Here is a 15,200-nt window from a genome sequence, read left to right on the forward strand (position 1 = left end):
GAATTGAGAGGATGTTACAGTATGAACCAAATGAATCAATTGCTTAATTCTAAGAAAATATTAGTAGGAGTAAGCGGCTCTATTGCAGTAGCTGGAATTTTTCAATATTTAGCTATATTGAAAGCGAATTTTAGTGAAGTAAAGGTTATCATGACAAAAAGTGCAATAAAACTTATCCCTGCAGAAACCGTGAAATTATATTGTAATGAGGTATTTATCGATGAGGAACTTACCCTAAGTGGTAAACCAGGTCATGTGGAATTGGCTAGATGGGCAGACTTACTAATGGTATTACCAGCTACAGGAAATACTATTTCAAAAGTAGCTCATGGTTTAGCTGATGATTTATTAAGTACAGTCATTCTTGCTCATGATAAACCAGTTCTCTTTTTTCCTAATATGAACAAATTAATGTGGGAGAAAAAAGTAGTTCAGAATAATGTTAAACTTTTAAAAGAATATGATCATATAGTGATTCCGCCTTTGAAAACAACAGCTTTTGAAATTGCGACTATGTCTTTGAAACCGAACTATGTTTTACCTAATAATCAAGAAGTATTGCATATACTCTTTAAGGAATTTGAGAAAAGAAAGTCAGTAACTGTACATGAAACGGTTGAAATGCACTAAAACTCACATTTTTGTGAGTTTTTTTCTTTTCTTTATTCTTTTCTTTATTTTTTTTCTTTTCTTTATTTTTTTTTAATATTTGTCTTCTATATTAGTCCATAAGGAGGGATTTTATATGAATAATGAAATAGTTTTAGAAGCAAATCACTTAACAAAAACTGTAGGTGGCAAGACAATAGTAAATGATTTTTCAACTAAAATATATAAAGGAGATATTTGTGGTTTTCTGGGGCCGAATGGGGCAGGAAAAACAACTGTTATGCGTATGTTTACAGGATTAATTCGCCCGACAAAAGGAGTCATAAAAATAAGTGGTCAAGATGTAAATCAAAATAGACAACAGGCTTTGATGAATATGGGCGCAATTATCGAATCACCAATATTCTTCCCGTATATGACGGGTAGAAAAATGCTACAAAATTTAGCGAGATTATACCCTGCTCTTTCTCGAAAAGAACAATTGGAACAAGTAGAAGCAATACTATCTATTGTAAGGTTAACTGACGATGCAGATGTGAAAATTAAAAATTATTCATTAGGAATGAGACAGCGACTCGGGATTGCACAAGCTCTTCTAGGTGATCCAGATGTTATTTTATTAGATGAGCCAGCCAATGGTCTGGATCCTATGGGCATGAGAGAGCTAAGGGAATTAATTCTTGAACTTCGTGAAAAGAAAAATTTAACCTTTTTTATTTCAAGCCATTTACTAGATGAAATTCAGCAAATGTGTGACCGCCTTGTCATAATTAGAAATGGAAAGCTTATCACCCAAGGAAGGAAAGAAGAGTTAATTACAGATCCAACAAAAAGGTTGGAAGATGTGTTTGTGGAGATGATGACATCATGAGGGGGCTTTTTATTTCTGAATTTGAAAGGCTTTGGACGCAAAAAATAACTTGGATAATCTTGTTTTTCTTACCTTTAATGGTAGTTGCGTCAGTTAAATATTATCTAAACTGGAATCAACATACTTCTCCTGGAAGACCAGATTACGTTACTGCTTTAAATTTTCCTATAATAAGTATTTCTGAGCATCTTGTGGTTTCGTTTAATATTATCGCTATAATACTGATTTCTACTGTTATAGCGCATGAAGTAGAAAATGGACAATTAAGAATGATTTTGATTCGTCCATTTTCTACCTCACAACTTTTTGTAGCTAAGCTTGCTACTATATTAACTACCATGTTCCTATATTTAACTTTGTTTTGGATTTTTAATTCCATAGCAGGCTATTTATTCTTTCCAAAAGTAGATACATTAATAACATTTATAGATGAAACCAAGGTTTCTATTGCAGGGGCGATACTATATAACTTAAAGTATTTCTTTGCATGTTTCATTACTATGATTTGTATTGTTTCTGTATTTACATTAATAGGGGCGTTAAGTAGAAGTACGATGATCACTCTTGGATCAGGGGTGGCCTTTATTTTCTTTGCTATTGCAATTCCACAGATTTTAGAATTCTCTAGCCAAACGATAATTAGCGCTAATACTGTACTACATCTTATGTACATGTCAATCGTTAAAATTCAGCATACAGGTATAGCATTTCTACTTTCATCAAGTAATAGTATAAACATTTACATTGTTATAGTGGAAGCGATTTATATTTTCTTATTTGGAATGTTCGCATACTTGTCATTTGTGAAAAGAGATTATTTTATTTGAAAACTAGGAGGGAGTTCAATTGAAAGCATTAGTTATAAGTGAATGGGAACGACTATGGAATCAGAAAAAAAGTAAATGGATGTTGGGGATTTTTACTGTTATTGTTTTTCTTCAAGCTTGGTTTTTGAAGTACTATGGGGTTGGGATTTATAATGATGGGCAACAAGTGCCACTAAATTCTTGGAATTTTTCATGGTTTTTATTAAAGGAATCTTCTTTCTTAATTACTTTGATTTTCATGCCTGTATGTTTCTTGAATAGCTTAAATGTAGAATACAACTCAGGAGCATATCGTCTATTTTTAATTAGGCCTTTTCAACGATTAACCTTTCTTATGTCAAAATGGTTTTCTCTTTCTGTAATGGTATTACTCTACTTATTTGTTGTTCTTTTTATTGGCATAGTACTTGGGTTGGTGTTTTTTAAAGCAGATGATGCTTTTACTTTCTACGGTCAACAAAAGACCTCTATAGAAGCAATATTCTATACGGTACAAGTATATGGATTGTTTTTTATTATTCAAATGTGTGGTTTAGCTATTGCTAGTTTAATAAGTATCATAATTTCAAATGCAGTTATTAGCTTTTTCCTTCTGATTGGAATTTACATCGGCTGCTTGTACATAAGTCAGTTATCGTTCTTTTTATTATCCGTTCAAAGTATCTTCCATGCTCTCAGCACAGGAAGTAACAGTTTATACGTCCTGATTCTAGGTATCATGATTATTAGTGTTAGCGTTTGTATAAGCATTTGGAATAAAAAAGAATTTACATGTTAATAAAAGGATAGAAGGGAGGTTTACCATGATTATGTTAGAAGCTAAAGGAATTGAGAAAGTTTATAAAACTAATTTTCAAGAATATCCAGTTTTAAATAATGTCAACTTAACTGTTCATGAAGGAGATTTTGTAGGGATTATGGGACCTTCAGGGAGTGGAAAGTCTACACTTTTAAATGTGCTTTCCTCTCTTGATTTTCCTTCAAATGGAGAAATTACAATTAAGGGACAGAATTTAACTAATATGAATAGTGATCAATTAAGCAATTATCGTCGCGAAAATATTGGTTTTATTTTTCAAAATTACAATTTGTTAGATCACTTAACAATTGAAGAAAATATTCTTCTACCCGCAGCTTTAAGAATGGGGAGCAAAAAGGGTGTTAGGGATAAACTCGAAACATTAGTGAATGAACTAAATATTGAACCGCTTTTGCCAAAGTATCCCTATGAAATCTCTGGGGGACAACAGCAAAGAGCTGCTATTATTCGTTCGTTAATTAACGATCCTTATCTGTTATTTGCTGATGAACCGACGGGAAATCTAGATTCAAAATCTGCTTATGATGTATTGAATATACTAAAAACATTGAATGAAACACATAAATCAACAATCTTAATGGTAACTCACGACTCTGTAGCTGCTAGTTTTTGCAACAGGGTCATATTTTTGAAAGATGGCAAGATTGTTCATGAGATGCAACGTTCCCATGAAGAAAAGCAATTCAGTTTCAATCAACGTATACTACTCTATATCTCTAAGGAAGTGGGGGAGAATGATGTCAATATTTTCACTCGCACTTAAAAATATAACTCGCAATCTTTCACTGTATATAGTGTATCTTGTAAGTTGTATTCTATCAGTTACAATTTTTTATATGTACGCAGCATTTCTTTCATATCCAAAAGTTTCTGGAATAGAGCAACTGTTAATTGCGTGTGAATTCATCATCTTGCTATTTTCATGCTTTTTCATTTCATATTCTTATGACCATTTTCTTACTGAACGGAAAAAGGAAATTGGTATTTGGAAAACATTCGGAGCTTCAAAAAAACAATTATTTATTATCATAGTTTTAGAAAATTCGATAATTGGAGCAATTTCTATCTTAATTGGGATTATGATTGGTATAGTACTATCCAAAAGCTTTTTTGATTTCATCGGGAAATCTCTCTTCTTAAGCGAGTCATTTTCCTATTTCTTCTCTCCAATTGCTACCTTTTTTACAGTTATTTTGTTTGGAGTTCTGTTCTTTTTTGTTTCATTGCGTAGTTATTATAAAATCGGACGCATTTCTGTTTTGGAATTATTTCAAGAGACAAGAAAACCAAAGGATTTACCTAGGTTTTCAAAGAAGAAATTCATTATTTCCCTGTTAATTTTGGTTATTTCTTATGTTTTTATCCTTAATGCATCTTTACCCGTACTATTATTCTCTTTTCTACCTGTAGCTGCTCTTTTATTATTAGGAACGTACCTTTTTTGTTCGCACGGATTAGTAGGAACTGTATCCTATTTAATCAATAAAGAAAAAAAGCATTTAAATGGCATTCGAATGCTAATATTTATAAGTCTAAGGAAAAAACTTTATTATAATGCTAAAATTATCTTCCTTGTTTCAATACTCTTATCAATGATAATGATATTAATCAGCTCCATATATTTATATTCAGAGTTGAATGATCAAAGAATGCGAAATAGCCACCCACAGCCAGCTATATTTATTGTTGATAAAAAACAAGAGAATACACTAGAATCTGCTTTAGAGAAAAACTTCAAAGGAGAGGTTGAGGGATTTCATAAGAAAAAATGGGAAGGTATATTACTGAATTCATCAAAGGGAGAAGGTAAAACCTTTATACTACAAACAGATTCATTCTTTATAAAGGACTGGACAGAAACAAAAAAAGATAACCTGTTATTTAGTAAAAAAAATGAGAATATCGATAAGTTGCATATCCAAACAAATAACGGTAATACAGAATTGATAGTAAAAAATATGGTCGAAAAACAGGCGATTAACTCGGTATCTCGGATAGATAATGTAGCTTTTGTACCAGCAGATACTTTTAATGAATTAGAGAAGGGATCATTACCTACTCAACATGTTTCATTTTACACATTAGATTTCAAGGAAAATAATAAGGGTTATAGTGCACTAAAAAAATTATTTGAGACACTCCCTTTAGAGATAAAGGAACAGTCCAGTGTTCGTCTTCTACATTATGAAAATACAGTTCAATTAACTTCAGTTTTATGGATAATAGCATTATTTATCGGTTTTATCTTGTTAATTGCTTTATCCAGTCTTCTTTGGTTTAAGTTATATGAAGATATATCTAATGATAGAAAAATATTTCACTCTTTAAGAAAAATCGGTTTGAATTTCAATGAAATAAAAAAAACATTAAGGGTTCAAATTGCTATAATTTTCTTTGTACCAATTATTCTGGGGGGGATAAATCTATTTATAGCAATCTACGCCTTGCAAAATATATTGGGAGGAATTAAAATTTACTCAATAATATTAATATTTTTTATTTTCTTAGTCTTCCAATTAATATTTTTCTTCATTTCAAACCACTATTACTATAAAAAAGTTGTTCATGAAAAGAATATTAATTAACAAGAAAATATATTTTACAAAATAATAAGATTTTTAATCTAAACTAGAAAGGAGTGTTTTTTTTTGAATGGAACGATTCTTGTTGTAGATGATGAGTCAGAAATTGTAGATGTACTCTCTGATATATTCTCTGATCGTGATTATAAAGTTCTCAAGGCCTACAATGGAGAACAAGCGCTAGATCATTTAAAAACACAAGTTGATTTAGTCATTTTAGATATTATGATGCCTAAAATGGACGGTTTTGAATTTTGTAAGGTCGTTCGTGAACAAATAAAATGCCCGATTCTATTTTTGAGTGCTAAACATTCAGAAATAGATAAAGTAAAAGGCTTTACTTTAGGTGGAGATGACTATATTACAAAACCATTCCAAGTTAAGGAGCTAATTGCACGTGTTGAGGCCCACTTGAGGCGTGAGAAAAGAGAACGTGTAAACTTGCAAAATCAACGTTTCTTAGGAAACTTGACCATTAACTATTCACAGCATGATGTTTTCATTGATGGAGTAAAAATAGATGTAACGAGTAAAGAGTTTAAAATATTAGAGCTTTTAACGGTAAATCTAGGACAAATCTTTTCTAAGGAACAAATTTATGAAAAAATTTGGGGGCTGGATGCAGTTGGGGATCTCAATACAATAATAGTACATATTAATAACTTAAGAGCTAAGTTAAGTTTAGGTATGTCAACTTACCATATTAAAACCGTATGGGGAGTTGGCTATAAGTTGGAGAAATGTTAATGTTAAAAAAATTATCGTTGAAAAACCAATTTATTCTAACATTTGCAGCTGTAATATTTTTAAGTATTGTCAGTACGGTTTGTACGTTAATTTTAATATACTCTTTTCTTTTTATTTATAATGAAAAATCTGTTTTACCTGCCAACCATTATGAAAAACAAGTGCCCAGCATTGAAAAATTTGTAGAAATGAATGGGGATAAAATAGTAGATTTATCCTATCAAAAAAAACTAGAGAAAGTGATTCCAATGCAAGGAATTACTTATCAAGTTATGAATACGAATGGAAATAGATTATATGGTACATTGAGCGATGAATTATTGAAAAATGATAAAGAAGTGTATCATAAAATAAATACATCTACTCAAAATGGTAAACTAATTACAAAATACATTCCAATTATAAGTAATGGTAAACTAGTTGGTGTGCTTGCTGTACGATACATATTAGCTGCATCTATTGATTATTACATAGAATATGTATTTATTATTGCTTTTCTTGTTCCTTTTATATTTTTAACGCTTTATTCTTATTTATTAGCTAAGCGTTTAGGAAAACAGTTGAATAAACCTATCAAAGAGGTAATAATGGCCTCACAAAAAATTAAAAACAAGGATTTAGACTTTGAAATAAAATATGAAAGTGAAAATGAAATAGGTATATTAATTGATTCTTTCAATAGTATGAAGGAAGAATTAAAAAATTCATTGTATGTTCAATGGAAATTAGAACAGGAACGTCGGGATATGGTTGCTTCCATTGCACATGATTTGCGAACACCGTTAACTATTATTTTGTCTCATGTAGAAGTATTAATGGAACCCATGCCAAATAATCAAAAACGGATTCATCACTACTTGCAAACAATTAAGAATAATACAGAAAGAGTATTGCATTTAACAGAAGAAATGAGGAGAGTCTCTGAAGTGGACAACCCTGATTTCACTCTTATGATTTGTAATATAGCTCCAGCTGAAATGATTCCAGAAATGCTTGAAGAGTTTAAGGAATTGGCAGAAAATGAAGATATACAATTAACCTATACTTTACTTATTAAATCAGAAGAAAAAAATCTTAAGTTTGCACTTGATCCGAATCGTTTGCATCAAATTCTTACGAATATTATTTCTAATAGCATTCGTTTTACTCCAAAAAAAGGAAGAATTGATGTGCAAGTGGAGGTGAAAAAAGACGTTATGTCTTTTTCTATCTCGGATTCTGGAGTTGGATTTAATACAAAAGATATTCCGTTTTTATTTAGTAAATTCTACCAAGGTGACCTTTCAAGGTCAAATCAACTACATCATGGACTTGGTTTGTATATCGTGGAAAAATTGGTTAAAAAACACGGTGGAGAAATTCATGCTGAAAATAATGAGATTCAAGGGGCATGCATTTCATTCACGATACATTCTCTTTTTAGTAACGAAAAAAGGAACTATGAATTGTCATAGTTCCTTTTCATTATTTAATAGCATTATATACGTCCAGCTGTCCGTTCCCCCAAGAGGCTTTATCAGGTGCTATATCTTTCTTTATTCCGTTTTTGTAAAGGTGTGAAATTGATCTTTTCGGTTGATTTTTAAAATTATAGTGATTGATAATTAGAGCTAGTGTAGCGGATACTTTCGGAACTGCCATTGATGTACCAGCGGCAAATAAGTATCTTCCAGTATTAAAAGTTGTCAGTACTTCCTCTTGTCGGAAAAGACCAGTATTCCACCATACCTCTTCGCCATATTGTTGCCATAAACGATAATCTCCTCCTGGAGCAGATATGTCAATGACCCCTTCTCCGTAATTAGAGAATACAGAACGTTGTCCGGTTGGACCGGTTGATGATACTGTTACTACACCTGGTAATTCCCCAGGTGCTTCTATTCCTACACCAGTAAATATTTTCCCCTCTTTTTCATATTTTTGTTTAAGAAAGTTATTTAGCTCCTGTTTATTAGCCACGTTTACAGAATCATTTCCTGCAGAAGCTACTACTACACTACCATGCTGATTGGCATATTCTATAGCACGTTTGTAACCTTCTACTTCTGCCCATCCATTGTCTACAAGTTTTCCATTTTCATAGACTTTTCCATTTACATAATAGGAACCAAGACTAAGGTTGATAACATCTACATCATCCTTAGCTGCTTCGATGATGGCATTAATGACCCAGGCTGCATCAGCTGATTTATTTCCAAATACACGATATGCTCTGATTCCCGTATCAGGAGCAACGCCTTTTAATTCCCCATTTGCAGCAATAGATCCTGAAACGAGAGTTCCATGGCCATTGATATCATTTATATTATTAATATCACCTGTCTCTTCAGGTTCAGTACCTCTCAATCCTCCCTTTGGAACGAAGTTTTTAGATCCAGGAATAAGATTTTTTACTAAGTCAGGATGATCCACATCGACTCCCGAATCAATAATTCCAACAACCACATTATGAGAGCCAGTTTCTTTTTTATAACTTTCTCCATTATGAGTAATTTCCTTCATGTCCCATTGCATATCCCATAAGGGAGGTAGGTTTGTATCTAATGTTTTTGTTGAAAGAGTTGATAAATTAGGCATTTTTATGGAATGAGGAACCTCTGGTTTTTCGACTTGCAAAGAAGGATTAACTGATTCAAATAAGGGAGATTGATTTTTAGAAATTTGTGTATCTCCTTTGAATTGAATGAGTCCTATCTCCGGGACAGTATAAGTAATTTCTCCATTCTCCTTTTTTATCTCAGTGATGCCTTGCTCAAATTTTGATGGGTCTTTTAATAAAACGGTGTAATATTGCTTAGGTTTTTCCTGAGCATGTCCTACATTAGAAAGTAAAAAACACGTTAACGCGGTTGAAATGACAGTGATTGCTTGTTTTTTCATAATTATCCCCTTACTTTTATAAATTGGAGGTAGAATTTGAAGATGAACCGCAGAACAAGGCCCTATTGCCCACTTTATAATTCCACTTAGATCCTATAAATAAGGTAACAAATCATTCGGAATTTCAAATCTGTATATACCGTACATATAAGTGGTATTTAGCGCAATATTACTTTCTTTGGAGTTACTTTAAAAACAGAAGCATAATTCTTTTGGTGGAGAAGCCATCAATTTTTTGTTCTAATGAGTGAATGAAATTAAAAAAGTATCCTAAAGTAAATAGGGGGTATCTGTATTTAGGTCTTTATTCAGTAGGGAACTTATTGTTTTTGTATTTGAAGGTTATAAATATGTATAGCAATAGCAATAAAAATGAAATGTGAATTTAAATATTTAGGAGAGTGTATGATGGGATATCTAAGAGTTTTCACCTTAAGGGATGGTCGTGAAAAAGCAATAATAGTAGAGCCATGGCGTTTATTTAAAGAAGAAATGAATGTTTTAGGAATCAAAGATTCGGATGCGTTCTAAATTCATCTAATCGAGTATAAAAAAGAAAAGCAATTTACTAGACAGAATATGAGACAGAAATGAATCGTGTTATGTATAAATATCATAATTACGCACATGTTATATACGAATAAAATGGAGGTGTAATTATGAATATTCAAAGACACGAAAACAATAATAATGAAATTCATATTTCCGCTGCTGCAAGTGCAATCGAGCAGATGAAATGTGAATTTGCTCGTGAACTAGGGATTACACTTGGTCCAGAAACATCTGCGCGTGCTAATGGTTCTGTTGGTGGAGAAATTACTAAGCAAATTGTTCAAATGGGTGAGGAACAATTAATGGGACAATATAGATTGCATCAACATACCATATAAGCAATTAAAAAATATCCTTTCTTTAAACGAAAGGTATTTCTCCTATATTTTTACATTAATTTCAAAAATATAGAATCTATACAAAAAAATGAAGGATCATATTAGTTTATAACGCATTATAGGTATCTAAATGTCTTGAATTCGTTTTGAGGTAAAATGAATGGTTTGAAAGGTTTTAAAACATGAATTGTCTTTCCCTGTAGTTAAAGTGTATGATTTCACTTATTTTGAACAAATTCCCCCTTTAATTATTTGCATGTTATTCTTTATATAGACAACCTAATGTTTGTATAATATATTTCTACTTATCTGTTAATTATTACATCTTTTCATTATATATGGGGTGAGGAGGGAAGGGGTACACATGCATATGAAGCTCTAGACACATTCGTAATTTCGCAAAGTTGATTTACAGTCATATTTCCTTCTTTATATAGCTTTACTGCATAATTCATTCCTGCGTGATTTTCATGATACTTCTTTAAACGACCTTTAAACTTTCCTTCTTTTTTTGCAAACTCAATCCCTTCACGTTGTCGCATACGAATAAGATCTCGCTCTAATTGGTTAACACCAGCCATTACAGTAATTAAGAACTGGCTGTATCGATTATCTTCTGATAAATCTAGCTATGTATCCTTTAGTGATTTTAAGCTCGCTTTTTTACCTCGTATAAACTCAATTAATTTAAACAAATCCTGTGTGTTACGAGTGATCCGAGTTAAGTTTGTAACATAAATAATGTCACCTTCCTGTAAATCCTCTAACATTTTTTGAAGTTGCTCGCGATCCTTTGTTGCTCCAGAAACTTTTTCTTCAAAAATAATATCCATTCCAATTTCGTTCAGTTGCTGAAATTGCCTTGAAGGGTTCTGGCTAGTCGAACTGACATGTATATAACCGATTTTCCGCAAAACATCACCCCCTTTTTGAGATTAAGTCTTATGAGACGCTCTTAACTAAGATTTTATAAGTCTACTATAATTGTATCAATAGAGTACACTCTATTGGGATGGATTTAAAATATATACGATTCAAAGACCAGTTTAAATATGGAGTGCTTCTAATTTGAAAAAGTAAAAAAACAACGTGGAGTCGCTAATAGATTAGGATTTGCCATACAAATTGCTTACTTACGTTTTCCAGGAAGACCATTATCTGAGAATGGAAAATATGATTAATGCTACTCTTATTAACAATGCAAAGGGAACCTGCTACATTCTCATATGCAATATTACATATAAGAATGTATTGATAATAATGTAAGCGCTTACTATAATAAAAACATAAAGATAAATCACATCTTAGCAACAACAAAAAAGGAGGAAATAATATGGAAATCGCAATGGCAGTTTTGAAATTTGTAGGTGGCGTAATCCCGTTAATTCAAGAACTTTTGAAAGCATTTATGTAGGTTTATTAGTTAGCTATCATTTATCAATCATTATCATATCTTACTAAAAAAAGAACGGGGTGATTTTTCTGAATATTAAGAAAAACACTAAAAGAAGAAAGTTCCTTGCGTGTTTATTAGTTAGTCTATGCACTATTAATTATTCATCTATTTCCTTCGCAGAAACACAAGTAGGTAATGCAACTGATGTAACCAAAAATGCTAGTGGCATTGATACTGGTATAGCAAATCTTAAATATAATAATCAAGAGGTTTTAGCTGTAAATGGTGATAAGGTAGAGAGTTTTGTTCCGAAAGAAAGTATCAATTCAAATGGTAAATTTGTAGTAGTGGAACGCGAGAAAAAATCACTTACAACTTCACCAGTCGATATTTCGATTATTGATTCTGTGGTGAATCGTACGTATCCAGGAGCGGTACAACTTGCAAATAAAGCTTTTGCAGACAATCAACCTAGTTTATTAGTGGCTAAGAGAAAGCCTTTGAATATTAGTATAGACTTACCTGGCATGAGAAAAGAAAATACAATTACTGTCCAGAATCCGACATATGGTAATGTGGCTGGAGCAGTGGATGATTTAGTATCTACTTGGAATGAAAAGTATTCTAAAACACATACGTTACCTGCAAGAATGCAGTATACAGAATCTATGGTTTATAGTAAATCACAAATCGCAAGTGCCCTTAACGTTAACGCTAAATATCTTGATAACAGTCTAAACATTGATTTTAATGCGGTTGCAAATGGAGAGAAAAAAGTGATGGTAGCGGCATATAAGCAAATATTTTATACCGTAAGTGCTGAACTACCTAACAATCCATCCGATCTTTTTGATAATAGTGTTACTTTTGGTGAGTTAACTCGTAAAGGTGTAAGTAATTCGGCTCCACCTGTTATGGTCTCAAATGTAGCTTATGGTAGAACTGTTTATGTAAAATTAGAAACAACATCTAAGAGCAAAGATGTACAAGCTGCTTTTAAAGCCTTACTTAAGAATAACAGCGTCGAAACGAATGGACAGTACAAAGATATTTTTGAAGAAAGTACCTTTACTGCTGTAGTATTAGGCGGAGATGCGAAAGAGCATAACAAGGTTGTTACTAAAGATTTCAATGAAATCCGAAATATCATTAAAGATAATGCTGAATTAAGTCTTAAAAATCCAGCATACCCAATTTCATATACAAGTACTTTTTTAAAAGATAATGCAACTGCTGCTGTTCATAACAATACAGATTATATCGAGACGACAACTACAGAATATTCAAGTGCTAAAATGACACTGGATCATTACGGTGCTTACGTTGCGCAATTTGATGTATCTTGGGATGAATTCACATTTGATCAAAATGGTAAAGAAGTACTAACACATAAAACATGGGATGGTAGCGGCAAAGACAAAACGGCTCATTACTCTACAGTTATCCCTCTTCCACCAAATTCAAAAAATATAAAAATCGTAGCAAGAGAATGTACTGGTCTTGCATGGGAATGGTGGAGAACAATTATTAATGAACAAAATGTTCCATTAACAAATGAAATAAAGGTTTCAATTGGAGGAACAACATTATACCCAACTGCTAATATTAATCATAATTAAAGGCAACGTATACGTCCGAAGCGCCATTTTTACAGGGCGCTTTTTTACTTAGTTGAAAGTATATCGGCGTTTTTCAAATATATCATAATCAATTCGCGAATCTTATAATCATATTTTTAATGGCTGCATGAATGTTTTCAATGATTTCATTCCTTATTATTAAATCTCCATAAATTTAAATTAGCCTATCTTTATTAATTCATTATGTATCAGCATTTGGATTTTTTATAAAGAAAAGGCACTATCCTCAAAGTACCTCTTCCTACTTAATCCACAATGGGATAGCAACACATCGCCATCCTTTCTGTATATTTCTACAAAAAGAATAACGTTCTCTGTGAATTATAGATATAAATTTAGCTTAGGTTGATAGTGATTTATGATGCCTCCATATACATAAATACATTTTGTCGAAATTATTAAAAAGGGGAATTTTTCTATTTGAAGAACTAATAATTGATTGTCAATATGTATTAGAAATCTCAATCTAAACTAAAGGAGAACAAAATGGGACAAAACAATAAAGGCTTTTCTGAAACAGGATTGCGCAAAATGCGCAATGTACTGGCGCAGCATGTCGATTCTGGAAAGATTCCTGGGCTCGTCGCCTTAGTCAGCCGAAACGGGGAGACACACGTCGAAGCGCTTGGAACAATGAGGCATGATGGTGGCGCACCAATGCGTCGGGACACGATCTTTCGATTGGCGTCCACTAGCAAGCCGATCGCAGTTTCACCAGTAATGGTTCTGCTCGACGAGTGCAAACTGCATTTAGACGACCCAGTAGACAAATGGCTGCCCGAACTCGCTGACCGGCAGGTGTTGAAACAGCCCGATGGTCCACTGGAAGAGACCGTCCCAGCACGGCGTCCTATCACTGTACGAGACCTGTTGACCTCCACATTCGGTCTCGGAGTGGATCTCACGTTGATGGGTTCTCCGATCATGAACGCGTTCTTCGAGAGTGGGATATTCGACACGCCAGGGCAGGATATGCCCGATCCAGATGAGTTTATGTGTCGCCTAGGTGCACTTCCGCTAAGCTACCAGCCCGGAGAGCGGTGGCAGTATCATATCAGTATTGAAGTGCTCGGCATTCTTGTTGCCAGGGTCACGGGTCAGACATTCGAGTCGTTCCTGCGCGAACGCATATTCGATCCACTGGGAATGAAGGACACTGGTTTCTACGTGCCTGAGCTCAAGATTGACCGGCTTCCACCTGCCTTCAACCCCGATCCGCAGACAGGTGAGTTCATCGTGTGGGATGAGGGTGCAGGCGGACGTTACAGCAAACCTCCAGCATTTCAAGCAGGCGGTGGTGGGCTGCTCGCAACCATCGACGATTATCACGCGTATTTGCAGATGCTGTTGAACAAAGGGATGCACGGAACCAAACGGATTCTGTCTAGGCCCGCAGTCCAGCTGATGACCACCAACCGTCTTACTCCTGAACAACAAGTATACCGAGACGATTTGGCCAAAAACAACGTCCATTTGTCGTTTGGACAAGGGATACAAGGTGGCTGGGGCTTTGGGATGGGGGTGCGTACCTATCTTGGAGACTACGCGTCTATCGGTCAATTCGGCTGGGATGGCGGAACGGGCACTACAGCTTACGCTGATCCAGACAAACAGTTTATTGGAATTCTGTTCACCCAGGTTGGGATGTCAACTCCGGCCCCATCGCATCTTATCCAAGACTTCTGGACCACGGTCTACCAAGCAATCGAAGACTGAAACCGAACTTAGGTATTGTTTAAAGGAAAACTCCAAGACAAATTATACGCATGATGGTCACCATCAACACCATGGTTAAAAGCTATGGCAGGACGGGAAGTGTTGGAAGTACTACGAGAACAGTTTGGCATTATTAATAAGAGCCCAATAAAAAATCCTCTTGGATGCAAGAGGATTTTTTATTGGGAATAGTAAGGATGAGGGGAGGTGCATTACATATGG

At 33.8% G+C, this 15,200-nt stretch carries 13 protein-coding genes and 2 pseudogenes; 13 read left to right on the plus strand and 2 right to left on the minus strand.

Features of this window, described 5'->3' with window-relative positions; all coding sequences use genetic code 11:
- Positions 1-21 precede the first annotated feature (21 nt).
- From BG05_RS15420 to BG05_RS15455, 8 genes are all read left to right on the plus strand, one after another.
- Positions 22-630 carry a flavoprotein gene (locus tag BG05_RS15420; protein ID WP_002128197.1) on the plus strand — a complete coding sequence of 203 codons (609 nt, stop codon included), beginning with the start codon at positions 22-24 and terminating at the stop codon, positions 628-630.
- A gap of 115 nt (positions 631-745) precedes the next feature.
- A complete protein-coding gene (locus tag BG05_RS15425) occupies positions 746-1,480 on the plus strand; it encodes an ABC transporter ATP-binding protein (protein ID WP_001058380.1) in 735 nt (244 codons plus the stop codon).
- Positions 1,477-2,307 carry an ABC transporter permease gene (locus BG05_RS15430; RefSeq protein WP_002128195.1) on the plus strand — a complete coding sequence of 277 codons (831 nt, stop codon included), beginning with the start codon at positions 1,477-1,479 and terminating at the stop codon, positions 2,305-2,307. The genes BG05_RS15425 and BG05_RS15430 overlap by 4 nt, the downstream gene beginning before the upstream one ends.
- Before the next feature lie 19 nt (positions 2,308-2,326).
- The gene (locus tag BG05_RS15435; RefSeq protein ID WP_002128193.1) at positions 2,327-3,085 is read left to right on the plus strand and encodes an ABC transporter permease; all 759 of its coding nucleotides are present in this window, start codon (positions 2,327-2,329) and stop codon (positions 3,083-3,085) included.
- Positions 3,086-3,110: 25 nt separating this feature from the next.
- Positions 3,111-3,890: an ABC transporter ATP-binding protein gene (locus BG05_RS15440; protein ID WP_002128192.1), complete on the plus strand. Its 780-nt coding sequence runs from the start codon at positions 3,111-3,113 to the stop codon at positions 3,888-3,890.
- Positions 3,865-5,712 carry an FtsX-like permease family protein gene (locus tag BG05_RS15445; RefSeq protein WP_002128190.1) on the plus strand — a complete coding sequence of 616 codons (1,848 nt, stop codon included), beginning with the start codon at positions 3,865-3,867 and terminating at the stop codon, positions 5,710-5,712. The genes BG05_RS15440 and BG05_RS15445 overlap by 26 nt, the downstream gene beginning before the upstream one ends.
- 63 nt (positions 5,713-5,775) lie before the next feature.
- Entirely contained in the window at positions 5,776-6,456 is a 681-nt protein-coding gene (locus BG05_RS15450) for a response regulator transcription factor (protein ID WP_001014563.1), read from the plus strand.
- The gene (locus BG05_RS15455; protein ID WP_002128187.1) at positions 6,456-7,910 is read left to right on the plus strand and encodes a sensor histidine kinase; all 1,455 of its coding nucleotides are present in this window, start codon (positions 6,456-6,458) and stop codon (positions 7,908-7,910) included. The genes BG05_RS15450 and BG05_RS15455 overlap by 1 nt, the downstream gene beginning before the upstream one ends.
- Positions 7,911-7,920: 10 nt before the next feature.
- On the opposite strand, the gene BG05_RS15460 is transcribed toward BG05_RS15455, so the two are convergent.
- Positions 7,921-9,336, minus strand: coding sequence for a S8 family peptidase (locus tag BG05_RS15460; RefSeq protein ID WP_000743643.1), 1,416 nt, complete (start codon positions 9,334-9,336; stop codon positions 7,921-7,923).
- A gap of 408 nt (positions 9,337-9,744) precedes the next feature.
- On the opposite strand from BG05_RS15460, the gene BG05_RS31855 reads away from it, so the two are divergent.
- Both BG05_RS31855 and BG05_RS15465 read left to right on the plus strand, forming a co-directional pair.
- Entirely contained in the window at positions 9,745-9,867 is a 123-nt protein-coding gene (locus tag BG05_RS31855) for a hypothetical protein (protein WP_000541014.1), read from the plus strand.
- A gap of 128 nt (positions 9,868-9,995) precedes the next feature.
- Positions 9,996-10,226, plus strand: coding sequence for an alpha/beta-type small acid-soluble spore protein (locus tag BG05_RS15465; RefSeq protein WP_002128181.1), 231 nt, complete (start codon positions 9,996-9,998; stop codon positions 10,224-10,226).
- Between the two features lie 332 nt (positions 10,227-10,558).
- Here the strand turns inward: BG05_RS15465 and BG05_RS29635 are convergent.
- A pseudogene (locus BG05_RS29635) lies at positions 10,559-11,140 on the minus strand (recombinase family protein).
- A gap of 162 nt (positions 11,141-11,302) precedes the next feature.
- Here BG05_RS29635 and BG05_RS32155 point away from each other — a divergent pair.
- The 3 genes and pseudogenes from BG05_RS32155 to BG05_RS15485 all read left to right on the plus strand — a co-directional run.
- A pseudogene (locus tag BG05_RS32155) lies at positions 11,303-11,398 on the plus strand (DUF4158 domain-containing protein); the annotation flags it as partial.
- 301 nt (positions 11,399-11,699) lie between these two features.
- The gene (gene alo / locus BG05_RS15480) at positions 11,700-13,241 is read left to right on the plus strand and encodes an anthrolysin O/cereolysin O family cholesterol-dependent cytolysin Alo (protein WP_016127291.1); all 1,542 of its coding nucleotides are present in this window, start codon (positions 11,700-11,702) and stop codon (positions 13,239-13,241) included.
- Positions 13,242-13,748: 507 nt separating this feature from the next.
- A complete protein-coding gene (locus BG05_RS15485; RefSeq protein WP_002128176.1) occupies positions 13,749-14,978 on the plus strand; it encodes a serine hydrolase domain-containing protein in 1,230 nt (409 codons plus the stop codon).
- Positions 14,979-15,200 lie beyond the last annotated feature (222 nt).

The organism is Bacillus mycoides (genome assembly GCF_000832605.1).
Taxonomy (GTDB): domain Bacteria; phylum Bacillota; class Bacilli; order Bacillales; family Bacillaceae_G; genus Bacillus_A; species Bacillus_A mycoides.

Bases quoted from the DNA above. Each gene is read 5' to 3' on its own strand.
- BG05_RS15425 (WP_001058380.1), top strand. From the start codon at position 746: ATGAATAATGAAATAGTTTTAGAAGCAAATCACTTAACAAAAACTGTA.
- BG05_RS15455 (WP_002128187.1), top strand. From the start codon at position 6,456: ATGTTAAAAAAATTATCGTTGAAAAACCAATTTATTCTAACATTTGCA.
- BG05_RS15460 (WP_000743643.1), bottom strand. From the start codon at position 9,336: ATGAAAAAACAAGCAATCACTGTCATTTCAACCGCGTTAACGTGTTTT.
- BG05_RS15485 (WP_002128176.1), top strand. From the start codon at position 13,749: ATGGGACAAAACAATAAAGGCTTTTCTGAAACAGGATTGCGCAAAATG.
- BG05_RS15430 (WP_002128195.1), top strand. From the start codon at position 1,477: ATGAGGGGGCTTTTTATTTCTGAATTTGAAAGGCTTTGGACGCAAAAA.
- BG05_RS15465 (WP_002128181.1), top strand. From the start codon at position 9,996: ATGAATATTCAAAGACACGAAAACAATAATAATGAAATTCATATTTCC.
- BG05_RS31855 (WP_000541014.1), top strand. From the start codon at position 9,745: ATGGGATATCTAAGAGTTTTCACCTTAAGGGATGGTCGTGAAAAAGCA.
- BG05_RS15420 (WP_002128197.1), top strand. From the start codon at position 22: ATGAACCAAATGAATCAATTGCTTAATTCTAAGAAAATATTAGTAGGA.
- BG05_RS15440 (WP_002128192.1), top strand. From the start codon at position 3,111: ATGATTATGTTAGAAGCTAAAGGAATTGAGAAAGTTTATAAAACTAAT.
- BG05_RS15445 (WP_002128190.1), top strand. From the start codon at position 3,865: ATGTCAATATTTTCACTCGCACTTAAAAATATAACTCGCAATCTTTCA.